15 protein-coding genes are annotated in these 25,825 nt (G+C 63.0%); 8 read left to right on the top strand and 7 right to left on the bottom strand.

Annotation, left to right across the window (positions count from 1 at the left end; genetic code table 11):
* Nucleotides 1-59 precede the first annotated feature (59 nt).
* The 7 genes from ABD819_RS12980 (at nt 60) to ABD819_RS13010 (ending at nt 12,486) form a co-directional block, all read left to right on the top strand.
* The gene (locus ABD819_RS12980; protein WP_345125003.1) at nt 60-1,583 is read left to right on the top strand and encodes a M20/M25/M40 family metallo-hydrolase; all 1,524 of its coding nucleotides are present in this window, start codon (nt 60-62) and stop codon (nt 1,581-1,583) included.
* A 259-nt stretch (nt 1,584-1,842) separates the two neighbouring features.
* A complete protein-coding gene (locus tag ABD819_RS12985) occupies nt 1,843-2,448 on the top strand; it encodes a gluconate 2-dehydrogenase subunit 3 family protein (RefSeq protein ID WP_345125004.1) in 606 nt (201 codons plus the stop codon).
* Nucleotides 2,449-2,546: 98 nt separating this feature from the next.
* The gene (locus ABD819_RS12990) at nt 2,547-4,241 is read left to right on the top strand and encodes a GMC family oxidoreductase (protein WP_345125006.1); all 1,695 of its coding nucleotides are present in this window, start codon (nt 2,547-2,549) and stop codon (nt 4,239-4,241) included.
* Between the two features lie 163 nt (nt 4,242-4,404).
* Nucleotides 4,405-5,739, top strand: a complete 1,335-nt coding sequence (locus ABD819_RS12995) for a family 1 glycosylhydrolase (RefSeq protein WP_345125009.1) — start codon at nt 4,405-4,407, stop codon at nt 5,737-5,739.
* Nucleotides 5,740-5,824: 85 nt separating this feature from the next.
* Complete coding sequence (locus tag ABD819_RS13000; RefSeq protein ID WP_345125011.1) at nt 5,825-6,124, top strand: hypothetical protein; 300 nt, start codon at nt 5,825-5,827, stop codon at nt 6,122-6,124.
* Between the two features lie 274 nt (nt 6,125-6,398).
* Nucleotides 6,399-8,939 carry a DUF5686 and carboxypeptidase-like regulatory domain-containing protein gene (locus ABD819_RS13005; protein WP_345125014.1) on the top strand — a complete coding sequence of 847 codons (2,541 nt, stop codon included), beginning with the start codon at nt 6,399-6,401 and terminating at the stop codon, nt 8,937-8,939.
* Nucleotides 8,940-9,180: 241 nt separating this feature from the next.
* On the top strand, nt 9,181-12,486 hold the full coding sequence (locus tag ABD819_RS13010; protein ID WP_345125016.1) for a cyclic nucleotide-binding domain-containing protein: 3,306 nt from the start codon (nt 9,181-9,183) through the stop codon (nt 12,484-12,486).
* Nucleotides 12,487-12,638: 152 nt separating this feature from the next.
* On the opposite strand, the gene ABD819_RS13015 is transcribed toward ABD819_RS13010, so the two are convergent.
* The 7 genes from ABD819_RS13015 to moeB form a co-directional block, all read right to left on the bottom strand.
* Nucleotides 12,639-13,685 carry an adenylate/guanylate cyclase domain-containing protein gene (locus tag ABD819_RS13015; RefSeq protein WP_345125017.1) on the bottom strand — a complete coding sequence of 349 codons (1,047 nt, stop codon included), beginning with the start codon at nt 13,683-13,685 and terminating at the stop codon, nt 12,639-12,641.
* Nucleotides 13,686-13,798: 113 nt separating this feature from the next.
* Nucleotides 13,799-14,176 carry a response regulator gene (locus tag ABD819_RS13020; RefSeq protein ID WP_345125019.1) on the bottom strand — a complete coding sequence of 126 codons (378 nt, stop codon included), beginning with the start codon at nt 14,174-14,176 and terminating at the stop codon, nt 13,799-13,801.
* Nucleotides 14,177-14,305: 129 nt separating this feature from the next.
* Nucleotides 14,306-16,309 carry a tetratricopeptide repeat-containing sensor histidine kinase gene (locus ABD819_RS13025; RefSeq protein ID WP_345125020.1) on the bottom strand — a complete coding sequence of 668 codons (2,004 nt, stop codon included), beginning with the start codon at nt 16,307-16,309 and terminating at the stop codon, nt 14,306-14,308.
* Between the two features lie 287 nt (nt 16,310-16,596).
* Nucleotides 16,597-17,991, bottom strand: a complete 1,395-nt coding sequence (locus tag ABD819_RS13030) for a sensor histidine kinase (RefSeq protein WP_345125022.1) — start codon at nt 17,989-17,991, stop codon at nt 16,597-16,599.
* 153 nt (nt 17,992-18,144) lie between these two features.
* The gene (locus ABD819_RS13035; RefSeq protein WP_345125024.1) at nt 18,145-20,379 is read right to left on the bottom strand and encodes an ATP-binding protein; all 2,235 of its coding nucleotides are present in this window, start codon (nt 20,377-20,379) and stop codon (nt 18,145-18,147) included.
* 2 nt (nt 20,380-20,381) lie between these two features.
* A complete protein-coding gene (locus ABD819_RS13040) occupies nt 20,382-22,628 on the bottom strand; it encodes an ATP-binding protein (protein ID WP_345125025.1) in 2,247 nt (748 codons plus the stop codon).
* A 545-nt stretch (nt 22,629-23,173) separates the two neighbouring features.
* On the bottom strand, nt 23,174-24,277 hold the full coding sequence (gene moeB / locus ABD819_RS13045; RefSeq protein WP_345125027.1) for a molybdopterin-synthase adenylyltransferase MoeB: 1,104 nt from the start codon (nt 24,275-24,277) through the stop codon (nt 23,174-23,176).
* Between the two features lie 363 nt (nt 24,278-24,640).
* Here moeB and ABD819_RS13050 point away from each other — a divergent pair, with 363 nt between their 5' ends.
* Nucleotides 24,641-25,684, top strand: a complete 1,044-nt coding sequence (locus ABD819_RS13050; protein WP_345125030.1) for an acetamidase/formamidase family protein — start codon at nt 24,641-24,643, stop codon at nt 25,682-25,684.
* Nucleotides 25,685-25,825: the final 141 nt, after the last annotated feature.

Genomic DNA, 25,825 nt, shown 5'->3' on the forward strand with positions numbered 1-25,825 from the left:
CTGATTCCGTTTCGCTTAAAGCCAGTCCCTCAGCTTCGAAATACCTGTAGTTTGCGACTATGAAAAAGCTATTTGCGCTGGCCCTGCTGGCGGGGCTGGGAGCCACCCCGTCCACCGACCCTATGCAGCGTGTGCGGCAGTTTCGGCAGGCCCACGAGCAGGAGCTGCTCACGGAATTTGAGCAGCTGGTGGCCATCCCAAACGTAGCGGCCGATACGGCCAGCCTGCGCCGCACGGCCCTGTTTGTGCAGGGCATGATGCAGCGACGCGGCATCAGCGCACGGCTGCTGGCGGCGCCCACGCCGGGCGTGCCGCCAGCGGTGTTTGGCGAGGTGCGCACGCCCGGGGCCACGCGCACCATCATTTTCTACGCGCACTACGACGGCCAGCCCGTGAACCCCGCGCAGTGGCGCGAGGGCCTTCAACCTTTCCGGCCAGTGCTCGCCACCGGCCCGCTCGACCGCGGCGGCCAGCTCACTAGCCGCCCAGCGGCGGGCCAGCCCCTCAATCCTGATTGGCGGCTGTACGCCCGCAGCGCCTCCGACGACAAAGCCGGCGTGATGGCTATTCTGACCGGCTACCAGGCGTTGGTGGCCAGCAAGCTGAAAGCCAAGGTCAACGTGAAATTCTTTTTTGAGGGAGAAGAAGAGCGGGGCTCGACGCATTTGGGCGAGATTCTGGCCCGCCACAAGGCGTTGCTGGCGTCCGACCTGTGGGTGATTTGCGACGGGCCGGTGCACCAGTCGGGCCGCAAGCAGGTGGTATTCGGCGCGCGGGGCGATGTGAACATGAGCCTGAAAGTGTATGGCCCGCGCCGCCCGCTGCACAGCGGGCACTACGGCAACTGGGCCCCCAACCCCGCCCTGGCGCTGGCCCGCCTGCTGGCCTCGATGACCGATAGCACCGGCCGGGTGCGCGTGGCCGGCTTCTACGACGACGTGACGCCGCTGACGCCGGCCGAGAAAACCGCTCTCGCGCAGGTGCCCAATCTCGACGAAACCATCCGGCAGGAGCTGGGCTTTGCCCGCCCCTACGGCACCGGGCAGTCGCTGGTGGAGCTGCTCAATCAGCCCTCCCTCAATATAAATGGTATGCAGAGCGCCAACGTGGGCGCGCAGGCGGCCAACGTCATTCCCACCGTGGCCTCGGCCGTGCTGGACCTGCGCCTGGTGCTCGGCAACGACGCGCAGCGCCAGGTGCAGAAGGTGGTCCGCCACATCGAGCGCCAGGGCTACCACGTGGTGGCGGCCGAGCCCACCGATGCCGAGCGCGCCCAGTACCCGCTGCTGGTGCAGGTGAACGCTGAAAAAGGCGAAAACGCCCAGCGCACCCGCCTCGACTTACCCATTGCCCGCCAGGTAGTAGCCGCCGTGCAAACCACGACCCCGGACCGGATAGTGCAGCTGCCTAGCATGGGCGGCACCCTGCCGCTGCGCGTATTCGAGCAGGAACTGGGGGCCCACACCGTCACGGTGCCCGTGGCCAACTACGACAACAACCAGCACGCCGAAAACGAGAACATTCGCCTCGGCAACCTCTGGGATGGTATCGAAACCATGGCCGCGATTATGCTGATGAAATAATAGCATTGTTCACTGGTGTAGCGCGAAGCGGTGCTTCGCGTCTCCGCGCCAGTAGAATCAGCCAAATAGCGCGGGGACGCGAAGCACCGCTTCGCGCTACCACCGCCTGCGTAGTTCGGATAAAGTCTCTGCCGTAATAGCGGTTATTCAGAATTACACCTGCTAAAAGCTGCCAGAGTAAGCCGCCGGGAAGATTTTGCTCGTAAGGAGTTGTTAGCGGAACCGTGTAGTGCGGTGCTGCATCAGTTGCTCCCTTGCTATGTCCTCACCAGCTTATCCCAGCGGCACCGTTCGCGCCCTGCTCGACACCGCTCACGTTTCCGACGCTACCCGCGCGGCGCTGCTGGCGCGGCTCGATGCGCCGGTAGCGTATGCGCCCCAGTTTCTGGCCCCCGAAACCTTTGCCCTGCTCGAAGCCGTGGCTGGCCGCCTTTTTCCGCAGCCCGACCGACCGACTCAGCCCATTGCCCTGGCCCCCGCCATTGACCAGCGCCTGGCCGAAGGCCGCGCCGACGGCTGGCGCTACGATGCCCTGCCCCCCGACCGCGAGGCTTACCGCATGGGGCTGGGCGGCATTCAGGAAATAGCGCAGGCGCAGTTTCAAGCTGATTTTATGGCGCTGGAAGCCGCGCAACAGGATGCCGTGCTGCATACGCTGGCCGGTGGCCACCCGGCGGGCCCCACCTGGCAAACCCTGGATGCCGGCCGCTTCTTTGAAGAGCTGCTGGCTGAGCTGGCCGCCACCTACTACGCCCACCCGCTGGCCCAGGAAGAAATCGGCTACGTGGGCATGGCCGACCTGCCCGCCTGGCCGAAAATCGGTCTTAACGAACGCGAGGAACGGGAAGTGGCAATGGGTGAATGAGCGAATGAGCGAATGAGTGAATGACCATTGCGTCTGCACTCTTTCACTCTCTTGGCCAGTCACTCATTTGCCCATTCACTCATTCACCCATTGCTACCATGCCCGAAGAAGAAATCCTCGAAGAAGGTGTCCTCAACCCAGTAATGCCCGAAATTCAGGACCCGCTGCTGCGGGCGCTGATGGCCGACGAGCCCGCGCCCGCCCCGGCCCCCGTCGACACGCCCCAGGAACAGCCCCAATCCATTCCGGCCGAGGCCGATGAAGTTGATTGCGTGGTGATTGGGCTGGGGGCGGGGGGCGCCCCGCTGCTGGCCCGCCTGGCCATGGCCGGCCTGAAGGTGGTGGCCCTGGAAGCCGGCCCCTGGCACGATGCCAAAAAAGACTTCGCCACCGACGAGCAGGCCCAGGATTTTCTGTTCTGGAACGATGAGCGGCTGGCCGCCGGCCACGACCCGCTGGCCATGGGCCGCAACAATTCCGGCACCGGCGTGGGCGGCTCCACGCTGCACTATACCGCCTACACGCCCCGCCCCCTGCCCGACGACCTGCACCTGAAGCGCGACTTTGGCCGGGGCGAGGACTGGCCGTTTGGCTACGAAGAGCTGGAGCCGTACTACGAGGAGCTGGAAGGTTTTCTGGGGATTTCGGGGCCGACGCCCTACCCCTGGGGCCCCGCCCGGCGCAAGGGCTACCCGCTGGCCCCGCTGCCGCTGAATAGCGCCGCCCAGCTCATGGTGCGCGGAGCCGCCAAGCTGGGTATCATGACGTCGCCGGCGGCTAACGCGGCCCTTTCGGCCCGCTACTACCAGGAGGGCGTGGGCTGGCGCGAGGCCTGCACCAATCGCGGCTTTTGCCAGGCGGGCTGCTCCAACGGGGCCAAGGCCAGCATGGACGTCACGTTTATTCCGCTGGCCGTGAAGCACGGGGCCGACATTCGTCCCAACAGCTTCGTGACCGAGATTGAGCGCGACGAGCGCGGCTTCGTGACGGGCGTGGTGTACACCCGGAACGGCGAGCAGCTGCGCCAGCGCTGCCGCCACCTGTTCCTGTGCGGTGGCTCGGTAGAAACCCCGCGCCTGTTGCTGCTCAACGAGCTGGCGCTGACCAGCGGGCAGGTGGGCCGCAACCTGATGGCGCACCCCGGCGTGCAGGTGTGGGGTACTTTTGAGGATGCCGTGCGGCCCAACAAGGGAATCCCAGGCGGACTGATTTCGCAGGACACCCACCGACCGAAAGACGCTGATTTTGCGGGCGGCTACCTGTTGCAAAGCATCGGCGTGATGCCGGTGACGTTTGCCGGGCAGGTGGCGCGGGGCCGCAAGCTGTGGGGCCAGCCCCTGCGCGACTACATGCGCAACTTCAACCATGTGGCCGGCATCAATATCCTGGGCGACTGCCTGCCCCACGCCGACAATTTCCTGGAGCTGGCCGAGGAAAAAGATGCCCGGGGCCTGCCCAAGCCGCGCCTGCACTTCACGGCCCAGGAAAACGAGCAGCGCATGAATGCCCACGCCGAGAAAATTATGCGGGGCATCTGGGAAGCGGCGGGAGCCACCGACATCTGGGCTTTCGGGCGCTACGCCCACGTCATCGGCACCGCCCGCATGGGCCTGAGCGGCGACGACGCGGTGGTGGACGCCAACGGCCGCGCCTTCGACGTACCCAACCTGTACATCTCCGACAATTCTACTTTTCCCAGCGCCCTAAGCGTGAACCCGGCCCTGACCATCATGGCGCTGAGCCTGCGCACGGCCGATAAGTTTCTGGAGCAACAACAGCGGCGGGATGGGTAATGCCGTTACTCAACCGGAACGTCATGCCGAGCGCAGCCGAGGCATCTCGCTCGCATCGTTGAACCGGAGGTCAGCGTAGCTAACGATTGAATTACTGCTGCACGCGAGATGCCTCGGCTGCGCTCGGCATGACGTTCCTTTTTGACATCATAATTCAAACCCCATGAAATCCTTCCTCACAGAAATTAAAGAGCATTTCGGCGACGGCAACTACGAAGGCGACCAGTTTGGCGGGGCCACCGGGCACAACGGCAACGGCCTGCCCACCGGCCTACCCAACAACTTCATGTTTGCCACCGGCATCGAGTGCAGCTACCCGACCATTGATAACGGCAAAACCCGCCGCGACCTGCTGGCCGAGTGCGACCACTACAACCGCTACAAAGAGGACCTGGGCCTGGTGAAGGAAATGGGCCTGAAAGTGCTGCGCTACGGCCTGCCGTACTACAAAATTCAGCTCAGCCCCACGAAGTATGACTGGGAGTTCGCGGACCTGGCCATGGCCGAGATGCAGCGCCTGGGCATCACCCCAATTCTGGATTTGATGCACTTTGGGGTGCCCGACTGGCTGGGCAATTTCCAGAATCCCGAGCTGCCGGTGCATTTTGCGGCCTACTGCGAGGCCGTGGCCAAGCGCTACCCCTGGGTGCGCTACTACACGCCGGTGAATGAGATTTACGTGACGGCCAAGATGAGCGCTAAAGACGGCATCTGGAACGAGCAGCTGAAGTCGGACAAGGCCTTTGTGACAGCCCTGAAGCACCTGGTGGCCGCCAGCATCATGGGTACCCAGCGCATTGCCAAGCACCGGCCCGACTGCATCATCGTGCAGAGCGAGTCGGCCGAATTTACCCACGAGCTGCGGGCCGAGCACACCTTCGAAGTGCAGATGCAGAACAAGATGCGCTTCTCCTCCCTCGACCTGCTCTACGGCCATCACCCCGAAGGCGACGTGCTGAACTACCTCTACGACAACGGCCTGACCCGCCGCGAGTACGACTGGTTTATGGCCGGTGAGCCGCCCGGCTACCAGGTGATGGGCAACGACTACTACGGCCGCAACGAAAAAATTATGCTGCCGAATGGCGAAATCGTGACCAGCATGGACGTGCTGGGCTGGTACAACATTACCCGCGACTACTATCAGCGCTATAAGAAGCCGGTGATGCACACCGAAACCAACACCCTCGGCGACAAAGAGGCCTCTACCTGGCTCTGGAAACAGTGGGTAAATATCCTGCGAATGCGCAAGGAAGGCGTACCCGTGCTGGGCTTCACCTGGTATTCGCTCATCGACCAGATTGACTGGAACATTGGCCTGGAGCGCAAAGTGGGTACCGTGAATGCCTGCGGCCTCTACGACCTCGACCGCAAGCCCCGCCCCGTGGCCGACGCCTACAAAATGCTGCTTCAGGAGTACGGCCAGATTACCATCGTGCCCCATGGCGAGCTGTTTGAGATAACTACTGCCCCGGCCACGCTCAAGGTAGAGGTGTAAACGGCGGGGCGGCGTAGCTTTTACCCGCCGGACACGCCCCGTTTTCGGGGTGCTTATTGTGACCGCCGCCCTCATGCCAACTTCTATGCTCCTAATGCGCGTGGCCGCCGCCTGGCCCCTGCCCGGCCTGGGCTTGCTGGCGCTGCCCCAGGCGGCCACGCCCCTGCTGGCCGCCTACGCCCTGCACACCGCGCTGGCCGTGGTGGCGGCCCTGCCCGATGGCACCCGCCACGCCGCGTACGCCACAGTGGAAGAAATCACCCGCTCTGAGGAAAGCAACATTCCTACCCGCGGCCTCTTGCTTGATTTTGCCGCGCCCGTAACCCTGCCGCCCGGCACCACCATCTGGCTGGCCGGGGCCAGTGCCGCGGCGGAAATAGCGTAAGCAAATTCGCAGCCGGAAGCGGCTTATGGGTTTATTCAGCAGGCTTTTTATGCCTACCGCCAAGAAAGCTATTCAGGGCAAAAGGTGCCAACCAGAGCCGTTGCCGCAATTCCGGGCAAATTGCACTCCGGCCCCCGACAACCGTTTACCCGCTGGGTTTAATTCTTCACTAAAAAATTCCAATTTTTGATAAGGAACTACTTGGGCGGCTCCTACGCTTTGCGTAAATTGCCGGACCACTACAGGTCTCGCATTTGGGTTCTTTATACTGCTTATGAAATTTCTTGCTCCGCTGCTCCTGGTATGCCTGTGGGTATTTCCAGCTGCCGCCCAGCGTATTATTATCAGTGGCCAGGTAGTGGAAGCTACCAACGGTGAACCGGTGCCGTTTGCTTCCATTTTTATTCCCAACACCAGTGCCGGCGTCACGGCCGATGCCGATGGCAAGTTTAAGCTGGCCGTATCGGGTACTCCCGACTCTATCGCGGCTTCGGCCATGGGCTTTGCCACGCAGCGACGTAAACTCAGCGACGCGGCCGTGCAGACGGTGCTGTTTCGCCTGAAGACCGGCGGCGTGGCCCTGGCCGAAGTGGTGGTGTCGTCGCGCCAGCCCGAAAATCCCGCCTTCCGCATCCTGCGCGAAGTGCAGAAGCACAAGCCCGAGAACGGCCGTCTTTCGCTGAAAGCCGCCGAGTACGATTCCTACAACCGCATCGAAACCAGCCTGATTGACCTGCCGGCCAGCATGACCAGGCGCAAGGTTATCAAGGATATCCGGGCGCTGGCCGTGCGCCAGGGAGCCGCCGCCGCCACCGATGCCGATGCGCCGCTGCCCATTTTTGCTTCCGAAGTGAGCTCGCGGGTGTATCAAAAAAACGCCCCCATTCGCCGCCGCGAAGACTTACTGCACAAGCAGATGCGCGGCGTGGGCCCGCGCGAAGGCTCGGTGCTTTCGCAAATGCTGGGCTCGAATTTTCAAAATTTCGACTTCTACCCCAACTGGCAGAACGTGCTGGGCAAGGACTTCATCTCGCCCATTGCCGAAGGCGGCCGCGCTACCTATGAGTACGAGCTGCAGGACTCGGTATTCGTGGGCAAGGACTGGTGCTATCGTATTGGCGTGACGCCCAGGCGCAGCCACGACCTGGCTTTCAAGGGCACCATCTGGGTTACGGCCGAGGGCTACGCCCTGCGCCGCATCGACGTAGTGGCCAGCCCCGACGCCAATATCAACTTCGTGAGCGACCTGCGCATTGCCCAGGAGCTCACGCCGCCCACCGAGGGCCCGGGCCTGCCCACCCGTACCAAGCTGGTGCTCAGTGTGCGGCCCTACGAGAAGCAGGCCGCCATGCTGGTGCGCTTCACTACGGTGAGCAGCAACTTCGTGCGCAACCAACTGCACGCCGAAACCGGGTTCTACGACCAGCCCATCGTGTCGTCGCTGATGGAGCCCACCGAAAAAGGCTCGGGTAGTGACCTGCTGAGCGGATTGCCGCAGGGCGGCGCGGGCGGCGGCTACTTCGACCAGCACCGTCCCGACACCCTCAGCCTGTCGGAGCGCCAGACGTTTGCCGTGCTCGACTCGGCCAAGCAGCTGCCTTCGGTGCGCAACGTGCTCGACTGGGTGGAGCTATTGGTGAACGGCTACAAGCGCGTAGGAAAACTTGACCTGGGGCCTATTTCTACCATTTACTCCCGCAACGACCTGGAGGGCAACCGCTTCCGGTTTGGCTTTCGGACCACGCCCCTCATCAGTCGCGACTGGCTCACGCAAGCCTACGTGGCCTACGGCACCCTGGATGGTCGTTTTAAGTACGGAGTCCGCGTCAACTACATCGCCGAACGGCGTCACTGGACGGTGTTTTCGGGCGAATTCAGGCACGACGTGGAGCAGGCCGCACTGCTCGACAACGACTTTCTCGACAACAACAACCTGTTTGTGGCCGCTTCGCGCTGGGGCCGGTTCCGCCAGGGCCGGCCGGTACTGCGCGACCTCACCTCGCTGAGCATGCAGCGCGACCTGTTTCACGGCTTCACCCAAACCCTAACCCTGCGCTATCAGAACATTAATCCGCTGTTCGATATTCGCCGCCACTCCATTCACGGTGGGCCACCCGTCAATGACGAACCTGGTTCCAACATACTGCATCTGAGCGAGTTGGTTTCAGAGTCGCGCTACGCCCCCGACGAAAACCTGGTGCAGAACGAAAACCGCCGCCGCCCCGTGGGCCTGAAGCGGCTGCCGGTATTTGGCTTCCGCTACACGCTGGGGGCCATCGACTGGACCCAGGGCGATTTTATGTACCACAAGTTCAACCTGTCCATTTCGCACAGCGTTTCGGTGGGCTACCTGGGCCGCCTCAACTACCGGGCCGAGGCCAGCTACATTCCCACGGCGCTGCCCTACTATATTCTGAAAACCCCGCTGGGCAACCAGACGCCGTTCTACAACGCCAACGCTTTCAACCTGATGAACTACTTTGAGTTCGTCACCGACCGCTCGGCCACGCTGCGCCTCGACCACCATTTTGAAGGCCTGGGCCTGAACTCCATCCCCGGCATCCGGGCCCTGAACTGGCGCTTTGTGGCGACTGGCAACGTGCTCTACGGCAAGCTATCGGACCGAAGCCGCCGCGTGAACGGCGATACTCCGGACTTGCCCGGTCCCATTTCCATTCCTTATGTGGAGGTGGGCTACGGGGTCGAAAACATTTTCAAGTTTCTGCGGGTCGACTTCATCCACCGCCTCACGTACCGAGACAGGCCTGACACCAACAACTTTGGCATCAAGGTGGGGGCGCAGTTCCGCTTGTAAGGTACTTTTCACCTGGCTAGTCTCAGCGCGCCCATCCGCCACTTTTCGGCAGGATAGGCGCGCTTGTTTTATGAGCTTTCGCCTGCTGCATCCTGGTGCAAGGCCTGGCCACAATTGCGGGGTTTATTTCGGTAGAGGCATCTGCATCGCCGTGGCTGCTGGCCTACGTTGTCCTGTTACTTAGCCGGCTTCCTTATCTTTGGCTACGGCCGTGCCCGTTGGCAAAGCCTCCTTCTTTCGCATGATTTCCGCCTCCTCTCTGCAAAGCCTGTTTGGCATCAAAGCCAGCGAAACCCGCACCGTGGGGCTCTTTTTGCTGCACAATTTCCTGCTGGGCATCGGCTCGATACTGGTGTACGTGGCGGCCAACGTGCTGCTGCTGGAGCACGACCCCGAACACAGCCTGCCCCTGGGCTACGTGGCCGGGGCCCTGGCCATGATGGCCGTGGGCAAGGTGTACACGCATTTTGAGCACCACTATCTGCTGAAAAAGCTGGCCGTGCGGGCGCTGCTGGCCGTGGTGGCCCTCACGGGCGTGCTGGGCGTGCTGGTGGTGGTGGGCCACTCGGTGGCGGCGGCCGTGGCCATCATGGCGGGCTACCGGGTCATTTACCTGCTCACCAATCTGGAGTTCTGGGGCGTATCGGCGGTGGTGTTTGATGTGCGGCAGAGCAAGCGCCTGTTCAGCATCATCAGCTCGGGCGACATGCCGGCCAAGGCCCTGGGGGCCGTGCTGGCGGCCCTCATCCACGGCGAGGCGCAGCTGCCCGTGCTGCTGGGCGTGTCGTTTCTGGCCTACCTGGGCGCCCTGTTTGCGTTGCGCGCCACCCTGCGCTCGCACGTAGTGGAGGCGGCGGCGCGGCCGGCCCGTGCCCCGCAGCACCAGCCAGGTCAGCTGGCCCGGCAGCTGTTTGGCGGCAGCGAGCTGGTGCTGGCCATGTGCCTCAGCCTGCTGGCCATCGCGGCGGCGCTCACCGGGGTCGAGTACATGTTTTTTGTCAACGTGAAGCACAAGTTTCACGACTCGGCCGACGTCACCCAATCGGTGGGCTGGATACTGGCCCTGACCTACCTGGCGGCCATGTTCTTCAAGCTGCTGGTGAGCCGGCAGGCCCTGGAGCGCTATGGCGTGCAGTGGTCGCTGCGGCTGCTGCCGCTGGTAGCGCTGGGCTTCTTGCTGGGTTTCGGGATAATTAAGGCCGTGAGCAGCTACACCCCCACGGGCCTGCTCATCTACTTCTGCGGCCTGTACCTGCTGCTCGAAGTGCTGCGCCGCAGCGTGTTCGACCCCGTTTTTCTGGTTCTGTTTCAGCCCCTGGCCCCGCAGCAGCGGCTGGCGGCTCACACCCTGGCCAAAGGCTTCTACGAGCCCCTGGGCATGGGCCTCACGGGCCTGCTGTTCTTCGCCTTTCGCTACAGTGGCCTGCTCGATGGCTGGCTGCCGCTTGCCTGGATGGGGGCCCTGCTGCTGCTGGCGCTGCTGTTTCTGCGCCGCACCTACCACAGCTACCTCGCCGAGCTGCGCGAAGGCCTGGGCCGGCGCTTTGCCGAAACCGCCGAGCTGGCCCTGCCCGATGCGGCCCTGCAGGTAGTGCTGGCGCACCTGCAAAGTCCGCGCCCGCCCGAGGTGCTCAATGCCGTGGCCTGGCTGCGCCAGCGCGACCCCAAAGCCCTGGCCGGCCACGCCCCCAGCCTGCTCGAACACGCCGACGAGCGGGTGCGCCTGGCTCTGCTCACCACCATCGAAGTGCGCCCGCTGCCCCCCGAAGCCCTGCAGGCCCTGGCCCTGCGCGACCCCGCCGCCGCCGTGCGCGAAGCCGCCGCCCACCTCCTGGCCGCCGCCGACCCGGAAATGGCCACCGTGACCAGCTTGCTGGCCAGCGCAGACCTGCCCGCCCGGCAGGGAGCCATCCGGGGCTGCCTCGAAACGCGGCCCGAACACGAGGCCGCGCACTATAACCTGGGGCAGTTACTCGTAAATCCGACTCCGGTCACCAGCCGGACGGCGCTGGCGCTGCTCCCGTTTTTTCCCTTCGAAACCCAGAACCAGCTGATTGATGACAGCCTGGCCAGCCCCGACCCGGACCTGGCCAGCGCGGCGCTCACGGCCATTGGCACCCTGCCCCACACCCGGCTGGCCTACCACCTGCCACCCGCCCTCGGCGAGAAGCAGCGCTGGCAGGCCGCCGCCGACAGCCTGGTGGCGCTGGGGCCGGCCATGGTGCCCCTGGTGCGCGAGGCCCTGCACCACTCGCCCAGCCCAATTCACCTGCACCGCCTGGCCACCGTGCTCGAACGCCTCGACACGCCCGCCAGCCGGGCGGCGCTGGTGGCGCTGGCGCAGGGCAGCAACCTGTTTTCGCGCGGGGTGGCGCTGCGGGCCTTGCGCCGGTTTCCGGCCGTGCCCGGCGAAGCGCCCATCTTCGAGCACTTGCTGCGCGATGAATTTTCCCTGGCGGCGCAGTTGCTGCGCGGTCTGGCCGCCGACCACCGGCCGGCGCTGCACACGGCCGTCGGCTACGAGCTGATGCTGCTGCACCAGCGCGTGTTTGGCCTATTGGCCCAGCTCTACGATGCCGAGCTGGTGGCCACGGCCCAGCGCAACGTGGCCCACGCCGCCCGCGAGCGCCAGGCCAATGCCCTCGAAATTCTCGACAACCTGATTCCGCGCCCGGTGTACCTGGGCCTGCAGGCACTGCTCGACGATACTTCCGTGGCGGAAAAAGCCCAGCTGTTTGCCACTATCACGGCCCACGACCAGCTGGTGCGGGCCCTGCGGCCGGCGCGGTCCGGCAGTGGCGCTCCCCGGACGATGGCGGTGGCCCGGCCGGTTTTTCATCCCGCTACCCTCACCGAGCCCTTGCCCGTGCTGCTGCTCCGGCGCGGCCACAGCTCCTTCACCACCTGGACGCTGGGCGTGGCCCTGCGCACCTGGCAGCCCACGCAGCCCGATGCGGCGGCCCTGCTACAGCCCTACCTGCAGTCGCCCAACGCGCTAGTGGCCGAAAGTGCCCAGCTGGCCGCCAGGGCCCTGGCCGCCCGCACGGGCCACACTGTTTCCGCCCCTCCTTTTCACGCCCATGCCATGAGTCATTCTCCCGCTTCCGAAGCCCGAATCTCCGCCCTGGAGCGGGTAGTACTGCTTAAAAGCACGGCCCTGTTCTCGCAAACGCCCGAAAACGTCCTGAGCAGCATCGTGCCCATCATGAAGGAGGTGACGTTCTACGAGGGCGAGGAAATCTTCGCCAAGGGCGACATCGGCACGTCGCTGTTCGTGGTCCACGACGGGCAGGTGGGCATTTTCAACGGCAGCCAGCAGCTGGCTACGTTCGGGCCGGGCGACTTTTTTGGCGAGCTGGCTTTGCTTGATGCCGAGCCGCGGTCGGCCTCGGCGGCGGCGCTAAGCAAGGTGCTGGCCTTCCGCCTCGACCAGGAGGATTTCTACGATTTGATGGAGGAGCGGGGCGAGGTGCTCCGCAACATTCTGCGGATGCTGTGCCAGCGCATTCGCCAGCAGAATGAGAAGATGCGCGCGCTGGCGCGGTAGCACAGTTGCCCTGATGGGCACGAAAAAGAACGTCATGCTGAGCGCAGCGAAGCATCTCTACCGCAGCAGTAATTATTACTTGCGCGGTAGAGATGCTTCGACTTCGCTCAGCATGACGTTCTTTTAGTCATTAAGAAAATGCCTCACCGCTGCTACTCCATCACCTCGTAGATTTTCACGGGCTCGGCCTTGTTTTTTAGGGTCACCTCGCTCACGTACTGGCCTTTGAAGGACTCTTTCACTTTGAGATACACGGCTTCGCTGATGATAATCTGACCGGGTTTGGCCGAGGACTGCAGGCGCTGGCACAGGTTCACCACATCGCCGATAATGGTGTAATCCAAGCGCTTGAGCGATACCGAGCCGATGTTGCCCGACACGACTTCGCCGGTATTCACTCCAATACTAACCTCGGGGCGGTACTCGAAGCCGGCGGGGAGCGGGGTGGTATCCTGCTGGAGCACTGCCCGTGCCGACAACGCCGCGTCGATGGCCCGGTCGAGGTGGTGCTCGCCCCGGAACACGGCCATCACGGCATCGCCCATAAACTTATCCACGTAGCCGCCCTGGGCAATCACCTCCTTCACCATCAGGTCGAAGTAGTTATTGAGCAGGCCCACTACGTCGGTCGGGCTCAGTTTTTCCGACATCGACGTGAAGCCGCAGATATCGATGAAGGCTACCGTCACGTCCACCGTTTCGCTTGCCAGCAGGCGGTTCTTGAAGTCGGGCCGGGTCATGAAGTTGAGCACCGTTTCGTCGACGTACATTTTCAGGATATTGTTTTCCTGAATGGCGCGGAGTGTGTCGCGGAGCTGGCGCACCTGGTCGGCCGTTTTCTCAATGGTGAGCTCCAAATCGGTGAAATCGACGGGCTTAATCACGAAGTCGAACGCGCCGCGGTTCATGGCCGTGCGCAGGTTGGCTAGGTCACCGTAGGCCGTCACAATCACCGTTTTCATGGCCGGGTGCTGGGCATGGGTGAGCGAAAGCAGCGTGAGCCCGTCCATCACCGGCATGTTGATGTCACTGAGGATGATGTCGATATCCGGGTGTTCGCCAATGCGCTCGATGGCCTCCTGCCCGTTGGTGGCGAACACGAACTCATAGACGTTTTCGCGGATTTTGCGCCGAAACTTCTGGCGGATAAGCAGCTCAAGGTCGGCTTCGTCGTCGACCACCAGTATTTTCGTTTTCATAGCAGCGAGTGTTGAGGAAGCAGGGCGGTTGGCGCGTTTTCACGCCCGGCGGATGGCGTGCGACGGCATCAATCCGAACCACTTACTTACTGGAATACTCCGGACGTGGCATGTCAGGATTTCAATTGCAATAACTTATTCTTGAGTACGGAAAAATCCAGCGGCTTAACTAAAAAGTCATTGGCTCCGAGCTCCATGGCCTGCCGGTGGCTGGCATCGTCGCCGTAGGCCGTAATCATCATCATGGTGGTGGGCGGCATCTCGAATTCCTCTTTTACGTGGCCCAGCAGCTCCAGCCCACTCATGCCGGGCATGTTGATATCGGAAAGAATGATGAGGACCTCGGAGTGGTGCGCCCGCAAAAAAAACAGGGCTTCCTCGCCCGAAAACGCAAAGTTGAACTTCAGCTCGCCGCTGCGGATTTCACGCCGAAACCGCTGCATGAACAAGTCACGCACGTCCGTTTCGTCATCAACAACCAGAATTTGCATGAAAAATGTTTTCAGTAAGCGAATAGCACCAAAGTTAAGTGCGGCGGGCCGTAGCGCGAAGCACCGCTTCGCGTTCACGCGCCACTCGGGCGGCTTCAACGGCGCGGGGACGCGAAGCACCGCTTCGCGCTACGTCGGCAGCGTAACCACAAATTCGGTGCCCACGCCTTCCGCGCTTTCTACGCTCAGGGTGCCGCCGTGGCCGGTGGTCACGATGTCGAAACTGAGCGACAGGCCCAGGCCCGTGCCCTCGCCCAGGGCCTTGGTAGTGAAGAAGGGCTGGAAGATTTTTTGCCGCACGGCATCGGGCATGCCGGTGCCGTTGTCGCGAATCCGGATTTCGACCCCGGCTGGCACGGTGCGCGTCGTCACGCTCACTTCGGGGCGGTAGGCGGCGTTGGGCAGCTGGCGCTGGCGCTCCTGCACGGCATGAAAAGCGTTGGTAAACAGATTTATCAGCACCCTCCCCAGGTCTTGCGGCACGGCGGCCACGGCGGGCAGGTCCGGGGCGAGCAAGGTCTCCAGCTGGGCCTCAAACTGCTTGTCTTTGGCCAGCAAACCCTGGTAGGCCAGGCGCAGGCTCTCCCCGACCAGGGCGTTGAGGTCGGTGGGCAGGCGCTGGCTGGTGCCGGAGCGCGAGTGAGCCAGCATGTCTTTAATGATGGAGGTGGCCCGCTGCCCGTGCTGGCTGATTTGCTGTAGGTTCTGCTTCAGGCCGGCCAAAATCTCGGCCTCCAGGCCGGCGGCCCGGGCGGGCCCCCGCCGCTCCCCGTTGATGTCGTCGACGAGGTCGGTGCTCACCTCGGCGAAATTTTTCATGAAGTTGAGCGGATTTTGCAGCTCGTGGGCGATGCCCGCCGTGAGCTCGCCCAGAAAGGCCATTTTCTCGCGCTGCACCAGTTGGTCCTGCGCGGTTTTCAGCTCGGCCAGCGACTGTTCCAGGGCTTCGCGGGCGCGCTGCTGCTGGCGGGCGTGGCGGCCCAGCAGCAGCGCCAGGGCCAGCAGGCCCACCAGGCCCGCTACCAGGGCATAGGTGCGGTAGCGCGCCCGCAGGGCCGCCTGACTGGCGGCGGCGGCCTGCGCCCGCTGCTGCTCGCGGTAGTTGAGGCTTTGCAGGCGCATCACCTTTTCCTGCCCAAACAGCGTGTCCTTCATCACCAGCATCAGGCTCTGGTACTTCAGGGCGCTGTCGGCCAGGCCCCGGGCTTTGAAATTCCGGGTCAATAAGGTACTGGCGTTGAGCACGCCGCGCAGAAAACCGTTGACCTGCGCCGCCTGGCAGCCCAGGCGGGCGTAGTAGATGCTCGAATCGGACTGGCCGGCCTGCTGGCAGAGCGTGGCCAGGCCCACGTAGGCAAAATTGCTGCTGCGCAGGTGGTGCACCACCTTCGATTCGGCAATGCTGCGCTGGTAGAACTGGCGGGCCTGCGCCCACTGCCCCTCCTTGCGGGCCACGTTGCCCAGGCCGTAGAGAATGTAGTTGGTGGGCGTGTGCAGGCGGCGGGCCAGGGCGTAGGCCCGCTCCTGGTACAGCCGCGCCGAATCGAGCTGATTGAACAGGTCGTAGGCCAGGCCAATGTTACTGAGCTCGATGACGATGCGGCGCTCATGGCCCAGCCGCTCGCCAATTTTCAGGGCCCGGAAATAGTACGCCAGGCCCTGGCGCTTGTCGCGCAAATACACGTAGATAATGCCGATGCTGCGCAGGTTCTGGGCTTCGAGGGCGCGGTCGTGGGTGACCTGGGCAATGCGGAGCGACTGCTGAAACAGCTCCAGGGCGCGGGCCAGATTGCTTTCGCGCAGGGCCGCGCCCAGGCGGTTCAGGGCCGCGCCTTCGCCCCGGCGGTAGCCCGTGCGGCGGGCCAGCGCCAGCGCCTTGCGGGCATACACGGCCGCCGAGTCGGTGCGCTGGGTCCAGAGCTGGTCGCTGAGCTGGCAGAGCAGCAGCACGCGGGTAGTATCGGGCTGGGCACGCGCCAGCAGGTGTGTCAGGCTATCGACGGCCCGGCTCTGGGCGGGGATGGAAGCTGGCTGGGCCGCTACCGACCCGGCCAGCAGCCCGGCCAGCACCACTAGTAAACCCACCCGCCGCACCATCCGCCAGGCGAACAGGGGATGAGTGCAGCTTATCAACACACTAATTTTTAGATACATGCTTGGACATTCACAGTCTGTCGGCACCCGCCCGCGCCACCGCAACCGGGTGGCTGTGCTGCAGGTTTGCGCTGGCAGGGGGCGCTGGCAGCTTCGGGCACCAATTTAGCAACAGTGGTAGTCCGATAAGCAGGCAAGTGGAGGGCCCGCTTATTCAAGGAATTAAAAATGAATAATTAAAAATTAAGAACTTGATTATCTCATTTTCAATTATTCATTTTTAATGCCTTAAATGGCCTGGAATCCGCTTTATAAAGACTCAACAGCTACCCGGCCGGATTAATAGGCAAGCTAATCAGAAACTCGGTGTATTTGCCCTCCTCCGAGTCGACGGTAATGCTGCCGCCGTGGCCTTTGGTCACAATGTCGTAGCTCAGCGACAGGCCCAGGCCGGTGCCTTCGCCGCTGGGCTTGGTGGTGAAGAAGGGCTGGAATATCTTCTGCCGCACCGCCTCCGGGATGCCCAGGCCATTGTCGCGCACCCGGATTTCCACCTCATCACCCTGGCTGGTGGTGCTCACGCTCACGGTGGGCGCGTAGCCGGCCTCGCCCCGCAGCTGGCGCTGGCGCACGGCATAAAAGCCGTTGCTGAACAGGTTGAGCAGCACCCGGCCCAGGTCGGGGCCCACGGCTTCAACCTGGGGCAGGTTGGCCGCGAAATCGGTTACCAGTGTGGCGTTGAAGGATTTATCCTTGGCCCGCAGGCCCTGATAGGCCAGGCGCAGGTACTCGTCGGCGAGGTGGTTGAGGTCGGTGGGCTGGCGCTCGCCGGTGCTGGCGCGGCTGTGCTCCAGCATGCCCTTCACGATGCTGGCCGCCCGCTGCCCGTGGTGATGAATTTTCTGGAGGTTCTGGGAAATGTCGCGCAGCAGCTCGGCTTCCAGGTCGAGGTCGCGCTCGGGGCGGGCCTGTTCTTCGCGCAGCTCGTCCAGCATTTCCACGCTCACATCGGCGAAGTTGTTGACGAAGTTGAGCGGGTTTTGAATCTCGTGGGCGATGCCGGCCGTGAGCTCGCCGAGGCTGGCCATTTTCTCGCTCTGCACCAGCTGGGCCTGCGTGGTGCGCAGCTCGGTGAGGGCTCCGCGCAGCTCCTCGGCCTGGGTGGTGAGGGCGGCGGTGCGCTCGGCCACCAGCCGCTCCAGCTCCACGTTCTGGGCCTCGATTAGGTGCTTGGCTTTTTCGTCTTCCTCGCGCAGCAGCCGCTCCTTTTCCAGGGCTTTTTTCTGGCTGCGGGCAATGAAAATAAAGGTAACCAGCCAGATAAGCACGAAGCCCTGGGTGGTGTCCATGAAGGCGTCGTAGGCTTTGGGTAATTTGCCGTTGCTATCATCGAGCAGCAGCTCAAGCGCCTTATAAACCACGAATGGGGCCATGGCAAACAGCAGCGTGCGGGCCGGCCGGTAGTGGCGCAAGGCCAGCAGCACGGCCAACAGCAGAAACAATACCAGCAGCCAGTAGCCCTCGCCAATCAGCGGCGAACGGAGCTTGAAAACGGCCATTACCAGAAACAGCGCCGCCGCCGGCACCCAGATATAGTTCAGCAGCCGGTGCCAGCGGGGCAGGCGCTGGGGCAGGTCCAGAAATTTGCTCAGCCCCCGCACGATGCCCACGGCCACCAAAGCTGAAATAATCAGTTCGCCGTAACCAGCCGATTGACTCATAGCAGAATAGAAAGTATGGGTAGATTATTTCAGCCTCGAAAACATCTCCGAGAATGCGGCACAGGCCGCAAATTTGACTGTTTCCGCCGAAACCTTTCGCCGGAAGAAATTCCGGCTCCGGGCATCTGCACGAAATGTACCATTAATGCCTCATTATGCGGGCAGCGTGATGAGAAATTCGGTACCCTCGCCCTCGCGGCTTCGCACCGTGAGCGTGCCGCCGTGGCCCTTGGTCACGATGTCGTGGCTCATGGATAAGCCCAGGCCCGTGCCCTCGCCGGTAGGCTTGGTGGTGAAGAACGGCTCGAATATTTTTTCTTGAACATGGGCCGGCATACCCACCCCATTGTCGCGCACCCGGATTTCCACCGTGGGGCCGTCGGCACGGCCGGTACGCACGGTCACGGTGGGCTCGTAGTCAGCTGCTGGCGTTCCAGCGGTTATCATCAAAGTGGCTTCCAGCTGGCGCTCGCGCACGGCGTACAGCGCATTGGTGCAGATATTTAGCAGCACCCGGCCCAGGTCCTGCGGCAGCACCGGCACCGGGCCCAGGCCCGGGTCAAACTCGCGGGCCAGCGTGGCCCGGAAGGACTTGTCGGTCGTCAGCAGGCCTTCGTAAGCGAGCGTGAGCGCCTCGTCGGCCAGGGCGTTGAGGTCGGTGGGCTGGCGCTCGCCGGTGCCGGCCCGCGAGTGGGCCAGCATGTCCTTGATGATGGACGAAGCCCGCTGGCCGTGCTGGCTGATTTGCTGCAAATTCTGCTTCAGGCCAACCAGAATTTCGGCTTCCAGGCCCGCGCCCTGGGTTGGGTCGTGCCGTTCGCCGTCGATGCCATCGACCAAATCAGTGCTCACCTCGGCGAAGTTCTTCATGAAGTTGAGCGGGTTTTGCAGCTCGTGCGCAATGCCCGCCGTGAGCTCCCCCAGGAAAGCCATTTTCTCGGCCTGCACCAGCTGGTGCTGGGTGGTTTTGAGCTCGCCGAGGGCTTGTTCGGCGCGGTCGCGCTGGCCGGCTACCTCGGCGGTGCGGGCGGCTACCTGCTGCTCCAGCACTTCGTTTTGGGCGGCCAGCAGCGCCTGCTTTTCCTGTTGCTGGGCCAGCGTCTGGGCCGATAGGTCCTGCACCTGACGCAGCTTCACGAGCAGCAGCTCGCTGTTCAGGGCAAACTCGCGGGCCAGAAACAGCGAAATGCTCAGGGCCGGGGCCAGCGCCATCAGGGCCACGAGCGACGACGATACCCGGAAGGAAATCTGGGCCTGCGTGATAATCAGCATCGCGTAGATGAAGGCAAACACCAGCGCCCCCACAAAACCGGCCGCGATGATGCCCGCCCCGCGCTTGCGCTGCCGCAGCGCCCGCATGGTGAGGCGCAGCTGCTCGGCGCTGGCCAGCGCCACGAAGCCGAAAAACGCGAACGAATAGCTCGTCAGCACCGAATACGAGGTGAGCTGGGTGAACTCGCTCAACGCCAGGCAGACCACCAGCCCCACCCAGAGGCCTGTGTAGGTGCGGCCCGGCTTGTACTCAAACAGGGCGTAGAGCGCCCGCACCGCCCACACATAGCTCATCAGCAGAAAAACATCGCCCACCATGCCCAGCGCCAGCGTGCTGGCCATGCCTTGCACCTGCCACCCGCCGTACAGCGCCAGAAAACCCAGCGCCCCGGCCCCGGCATACAGCGAAAAATAGAAGTTGGCCCGTTGCGCCGGGTTGTAGCGCAGAAACGATAAATGCAGCAAGCTCAGCAGCAAAAACACCGCGAAGGTGGCAAAATTGGCCACCGGGCCCACTGCCCGCTCCACGTTGCGCTTCAGCAAGCCGGGCAGGCCCGTGATGCGCACGCGCATAAAGTTGATGTTGTCCTTAAACCACGCCAGCGGCGGCCAGGGCGCAAACCGGATGGCCAGCACCTGCTCAGTAGGGCCGCTGAAATGCACTTCCAGCGGGTCGGCGGTGAAGCCGGCGGGGCGCACCTGGCCGGCCACGGCACTCACCCGCCCGTAGCGGTGCAGCAAGCGGCCATTGAGGTACACCTCGGAAGCGCAGGTTTGCTGAAAAAGCAGCACTAGTGCGCGGGTACGCAGGCTATCCGGCACCTGCAGGCGCAGGCGCAGCCAGCCAATGCGGGCCGCCCGCACCTGGGTCAGCAGCTGCGGGTGCTGGTTGGGGTTGATGGACGCCCAGGCGCGGTCGTCGAAATCGGGGCGGGCCCAGGCCGGGTCGTCGCCGGCCTTGAATTTCCAGCCGTGGTCGAGCACGGTGCCGGCGGCCGGCACGGTGCGCAGCACGGCGTTGGCGGTGTCGGGCGCGGCCTGCGCGGCGGCGTGGCGCGGCGCCAGGCCCAGTAGCAGCGCCAGCACTACCAGCGTTCGAACAAGTAGATGAACCACAGTTAGGCGGGCAGGGTAATGAGAAATTCGGTGCCTTCGCCTTCGCGGCTGGCCACCGTGAGGGTGCCACCGTGGCCCTTGGTCACGATATCATAGCTCAGGGACAGCCCCAGGCCCGTGCCCTCATTCGCGGGCTTGGTGGTGAAGAAGGGCTGAAAGATACGGGCTTGCAAGTGGGCGGGAATACCGTTGCCATTGTCACGTATCCGGATTTCTACGGTCTTACCGCCGGGCCGCCGGGTACTCACGTTCACGGTGGGCTCGTAGTCAGCCGCCAATGTGCCGGTGGTTGCCAGGGCGGCTTCCAGCTGGCGCTCGCGCACGGCATACAGCGCATTAGTGCAAATGTTGAGCAGCACCCGGCCCAGGTCCTGGCTCACCACCGAAACCGCACCCAACTGGACGTCAAAGTCTTTGCTTAGGGTGGCATGAAAGGCTTTGTCCTGGGCCTGCAGGCCCTCGTAGGCCAGCGTGAGCGACTCGTCGGCCAGGGCGTTGAGGTCGGTGGGCTGGCGCTCGCCGGTGCCGGCCCGCGAGTGGGCCAGCATGTCCTTGATGATGGACGAAGCCCGCTGGCCGTGCTGACTGATTTGCTGCAGGTTCTGCTTCAAGCCAACCAGGATTTCGGCTTTCAGGCCGTCGCTGCCAGCACCAGAGGGGCGCTCCGTTCCGTGCATATCGTCGACCAGGCCGGTGCTGACTTCGGCGAAGTTTTTCATGAAGTTGAGCGGGTTTTGCAGCTCGTGGGCAATGCCCGCCGTGAGCTCGCCCAGAAACGCCATTTTCTCGGCCTGCACCAGCTGGCCCTGGGTTTGACGGAGCCGCACCAGCGTGCGCCGGTTCACCTGCAGCTGCCGGTAGATAAACACGCCCAGGCCCGAGATGAGCAGCACCGCCAGCACCGCCCCCAGCAGCAGCCGCCGGCCCAGGCGCAGGCGCACGGCCTGCACGGCCTGGGCCTGGCGCAGGTTGTTAATCTGGGCCAGCTGGGCCTGCTCAATCCGCTCGCTTTCGTACTGGGCCACGTAAAAGGTGCGCTGGGCGGTATTGAACGTGTCGGTGTGCGCGATAAAGGCCTTGGCATAGCGCTGGGCCAGCGCGGGATTGCCCCGGCCATCATAGAAAGCGGCCAGCTGCTTGAGGTACCTGGGGCGCAGCTTGTCGAGGCGGGCCACGTTGGCCTTTTGGTAGGCCAGCAGCCAGTGCTGCTCGGCGCGGGCGTAGTCCTGCCGGGCTTCGTAGTACTGGGCCCAGGTCGCGTCCAGCTCAAACTCGCCGGGCTTGGCCGACATGGGCAGGTCCAGCGAATCGTCAATGTGCTGGGCCCGGCGCAGCAAGGGCAACGCCCCGTCGGGCACTTGCATTTGCAGCAGCACCGCCGCCTTGCGCACCAGCGCGCAGGCCTCGTTCATGCGGCGCTCATAGCCATCGGTGAAGCGGGCCGCCAGGGCTGAATCGGCCGAGCGCAGCGCCGCCGGGTACTGCTGCTGCTGCAAATACAGGTCCGACAACGCCAGAAACGTAAATACGCGGTTGGTGCCCTGCACCCGCCGGAACTCGGGCAGGGCGCGGGCCTGATTCAGGTATTGCACGGCTTTGCCGATGTTGCCCCAGTCGGCGTAAATAGACCCGGTCACCAGTAGCTCGTTGATGTAGACCGTGCGGCTAAATTTCTCAGCCGTATCCACGGCGCGCAGGCTTTGGTTGATGGCCCGGTTGTAGTCGCCCATCCGCCGGTAGTAGGCCGCCTGCGATACGTAGCAGGCCGCGATGTTCTCGGTGGCGCGGCGTAGCTGGTAATAGGCGAGTTTTTCTTCGTAGTACTGCTTGCGGGCCGCCATCTGGTTCAGGCGGTTGTAGAACACCACCAGGTCCATCAGCAGCCACGGAATGGGCCGACCTTCCCGGTCGAAGGCCGCCACGGCGGCCTTCATGGTGTCCAGGGCCGCGACATCGGCCGTGCCGCGCTGCCGCAGCAGCAGGCCGGCCCGCAGGCGGCGGTAGGGTGCCTCGTCCACGGTTTGCAGGCGCTGGTTCAGGGCCAGCAGCTGGTCGAGCAGCGGCAGAGCCTGGGGGTTGGTGGGGTGCAGGTCGAGCAGGTGCAGCACGGTGCGCAGCCGGGCCGTATCGGCGCGCTGCTGCGGCAGCACCCGGGCCAGCGAATCGTAATCCGCATCCCAGTAGCGCCGCTGCGCCAACAATGGCCCATTCAACAGCCAAAAAGCCAGAGCTGTGAAAATCCATTTCATGAGCAAACCAACGCTACAGGATGGCCATGCCGTACGCCAGCCCCGCTACCCCACAGCATTTCGCGCGCCTGCTCGCGCCAATTATGTGGGTGGTAGAAAGTCATGACTGGCGAGAGGTGGAAGGCGCTTGGCTTTAGAGAAAATTCGGTACCGACAGTTCCCGCAATCGCCTCAAGTTGGTAGCAAGCCGATTCTTTTGCGGCGCAAAGATGGCTTAATATCAATATTGGTGATGTCAGTTCGCCAAAGGCGCTTACCTGCCAGGCAGGTAAGCAGCAGATAAGCAGACCAATGAGCATTGTGAAAATGAGCAACCAGCGGCAAAACGGACGTTTAAATGATAATCTGAACTGTTAATTTGAATTTTTGTATGGAATTCATATTATTTAGTCCTTTCCTTGCAAAGCTAGCAGTTATGAAGTCGCGCTGCAACTACCATTTTATGAATTATTCAGCAAATTATACTCAGGGTATTAGGACACAGATTTTGCTTACTTTCATTGCGGGCAGCACACTTCCAGTAGCTCATTATCAGGCCCCTGCGGTTAGAAATCGGCCAGGCCATCACGGAGCGAGTACACCTCGGCAAAACCATTGGCCAGCAGCAGCTGCGCGGCTTGCTGGCTGCGCATACCGCTGGCGCAATGCACCACCACGGGCACCTCGGGGCGCAGCCCGGCCAGGTGCGCCGCCAGCTGGCCTAAAGGCACTAACTGCCCGCCAATGTTGCGCCGGGCATATTCGTGCGGCTCGCGCACATCGAGCAGCAGCAGCGGCCGACCGCTGTGCTGCCACGCTTTCAGGTCGTCGGCGCTGATTTCGGGGGCGCGCGCTGCCAGTGCTGCCATCGGGGCCTCGCCGCAGAAAGCCGCGTAGTCATCGGCCAGCGCGGTGAGCTGCTGGTTGGCCGCCGCCGCCCGGAAACGAATGGTTTGGAAGCGCATACTCAGAGCGTCGACCAACAGCAGGCGGCCGCTCAGCACCTCCCCTATTTCCAGAATGATTTTTAGCGCCTCATTCGCCTGCATAGTGCCAATGAGGCCGGGCAATACGCCCAACACGCCAATCTGGGCGCAGTTGGGGGCATCGCCGGGGGCGGGCGGCACGGGGTGCAGGCAGCGGTAGGTAGGCCCATTCTGGTAATTGAATACCGATACCTGGCCCTCAAACTTAAAGATGGCCCCGAACACCAGCGGCTTGCCCAGCACCACGCACGCGTCGTTGACGAGGTAGCGGGTGGCAAAATTGTCGGAGCAGTCCACCACCAGGTCGTAGCCGGCAAACAGGGCCAGCGCGTTGGCCGCCGAAAGCAGTATTTGGTGCGTGTGCAGCGTGATGAACGGGTTTTGGGCGCGCAGCTTCTCGGCGGCTACCGCGGCTTTGGGCTGGCCCACGTCGGCGGTGGCGAAGAGCACCTGGCGCTGCAGGTTGCTGTCGTCTACGGTATCAAAATCGAGCAGGCCCAGGGTGCCTACCCCGGCAGCGGCCAGGTATTGCAGCACCGGGCTGCCCAGGCCGCCGCAGCCCACTACCAGCACACGGGCCGCTTTCAGCTTCTGCTGGCCGGCCAGGCCGATTTCGGGCAGCAGCAGGTGCCGGCTGTAGCGGTTGGTTTCGGCGGCGGAGAGGGTTGGTTCGACGGGAAGCATGTGGATTTGGCAGCAGAATGGCGATGGCTAAACAGTTTTGGAAGCGGCTTGATGCAGACAAGCGGCAATTTCATTTTAAATACGCCCACCTGGCTTCAACAACTGCCCGCTGCCGGGCTTGCAGCCAAAAAATGAGACGACAGCCCGCATTGCCAGCACTGCCAACGCACTATATTTGCCGGTCTGGGCTGGTAAAATCAAACAGAACCATAGCGCGTTTACGCGTCTTTTACGATTTAACATAATAATAAAATGGTTTTAATTAGTGCTCTCAAAGCGCAATTACGCCACTAATGAGCTTGCGGGAATACTGATTCACCCACTTCACCACCTATTTGCGGTAACCGGTGCGACCTTGTCGGCATGAAAAGCCATCTGCCTCCTGCCATCGTTTATCTGCTGCTCGTACTTGGCCTCGCGCCTGCTGCCCGGGCCCAGCACCAGTTGCCCATCACGCCCGCCACGGCCGCCTGGGGCTACTATGATGCCGCCGCGCCGCCCGTGCTGCGCATCAAGTCGGGCGAAACCGTGACGGTGCACACGCTCATCACCTCCACCCCGGCCCGGCTGGAAGGCGCGGGCCTGCCCGCCGCGCAGGTCGAGCCGGCCCTGCGCGACATCACCGAGCACGTCACCAATAAGGGGCCGGGCGGGCACATCCTAACCGGTCCCATTTTCGTGGAAGGGGCCGAGCCGGGCGACGTGCTGGAAGTTCGGATTCAATCCGTCAAACTAGCCATTCCCTACGCCTACAACGCCTTTGGGGCCAAAAGCGGCTTCATTCCGGAGGATTTCGGCTACGCCAAAATGCGCATCATTCCGCTCGATGAAAAGAAGATGGTGGCGCACTTCCTGCCGGGTATCGACATTCCGCTGCGGCCGTTTTTTGGGAGCATGGGCGTGGCTCCGCCGGCCGCCGCGGGCCGCATCAACAGCGCGCCGCCCGGCATCCACGGCGGCAACCTCGACAACAAAGAGCTGGTGGCCGGCACCACGCTGTATTTGCCGGTACACGCGGCGGGAGCGCTGTTTTTTGTAGGCGACGGCCACGCCGCGCAGGGCAACGGCGAAGTCGATATCACGGCCCTGGAAACCTCGCTCACGGGCACGCTGCAGTTCATCGTGCGCAAAGACCTGCACCTCACCCTGCCCCGCGCCGAAACCCCCACCGCCTACATCAGCATGGGCCTGAACGAGGATTTGACCTTGGCCGCCAAGGACGCGGTGCGCGAAATGATTGCCTTTCTGGTAACGGAAAAGCACCTGAGCCGCGACGATGCCTACATGCTGTGCAGCGCGGCCGGCGACCTCGAAGTAACCCAGGTGGTAGACGGCACCCGCGGGGCGCACATGATTTTGCCCAAGAGCCTTTTTGGGAAGGTGAAGACGGCAAAGAAGGAGAAGTAAAAAGAACGTCATGCTGAGCGCAGCCGAAGCATCTCTACCGCGAGAGTAAATAATTACTGCTGCCGTAGAGATGCTTCGGCTGCGCTCAGCATGACGTTATTATATATCGGCCTGACGTTCTATCTTATTTGTCAGTTGAAA

It is taken from the genome of Hymenobacter antarcticus, from assembly GCF_039539545.1.
In the GTDB taxonomy this organism is placed as follows: Bacteria; Bacteroidota; Bacteroidia; order Cytophagales; family Hymenobacteraceae; genus Hymenobacter; species Hymenobacter antarcticus.

Coding starts and splice junctions, on each gene's coding strand:
- ABD819_RS13010 (WP_345125016.1), top strand. CDS start 9,181: ATGATTTCCGCCTCCTCTCTGCAAAGCCTGTTTGGCATCAAAGCCAGC.
- ABD819_RS13000 (WP_345125011.1), top strand. CDS start 5,825: ATGCTCCTAATGCGCGTGGCCGCCGCCTGGCCCCTGCCCGGCCTGGGC.
- moeB (WP_345125027.1), bottom strand. CDS start 24,277: ATGCTTCCCGTCGAACCAACCCTCTCCGCCGCCGAAACCAACCGCTAC.
- ABD819_RS13040 (WP_345125025.1), bottom strand. CDS start 22,628: ATGAAATGGATTTTCACAGCTCTGGCTTTTTGGCTGTTGAATGGGCCA.
- ABD819_RS12980 (WP_345125003.1), top strand. CDS start 60: ATGAAAAAGCTATTTGCGCTGGCCCTGCTGGCGGGGCTGGGAGCCACC.
- ABD819_RS12995 (WP_345125009.1), top strand. CDS start 4,405: ATGAAATCCTTCCTCACAGAAATTAAAGAGCATTTCGGCGACGGCAAC.
- ABD819_RS13030 (WP_345125022.1), bottom strand. CDS start 17,991: ATGAGTCAATCGGCTGGTTACGGCGAACTGATTATTTCAGCTTTGGTG.
- ABD819_RS13050 (WP_345125030.1), top strand. CDS start 24,641: ATGAAAAGCCATCTGCCTCCTGCCATCGTTTATCTGCTGCTCGTACTT.
- ABD819_RS13015 (WP_345125017.1), bottom strand. CDS start 13,685: ATGAAAACGAAAATACTGGTGGTCGACGACGAAGCCGACCTTGAGCTG.
- ABD819_RS13020 (WP_345125019.1), bottom strand. CDS start 14,176: ATGCAAATTCTGGTTGTTGATGACGAAACGGACGTGCGTGACTTGTTC.
- ABD819_RS13005 (WP_345125014.1), top strand. CDS start 6,399: ATGAAATTTCTTGCTCCGCTGCTCCTGGTATGCCTGTGGGTATTTCCA.
- ABD819_RS12990 (WP_345125006.1), top strand. CDS start 2,547: ATGCCCGAAGAAGAAATCCTCGAAGAAGGTGTCCTCAACCCAGTAATG.
- ABD819_RS12985 (WP_345125004.1), top strand. CDS start 1,843: ATGTCCTCACCAGCTTATCCCAGCGGCACCGTTCGCGCCCTGCTCGAC.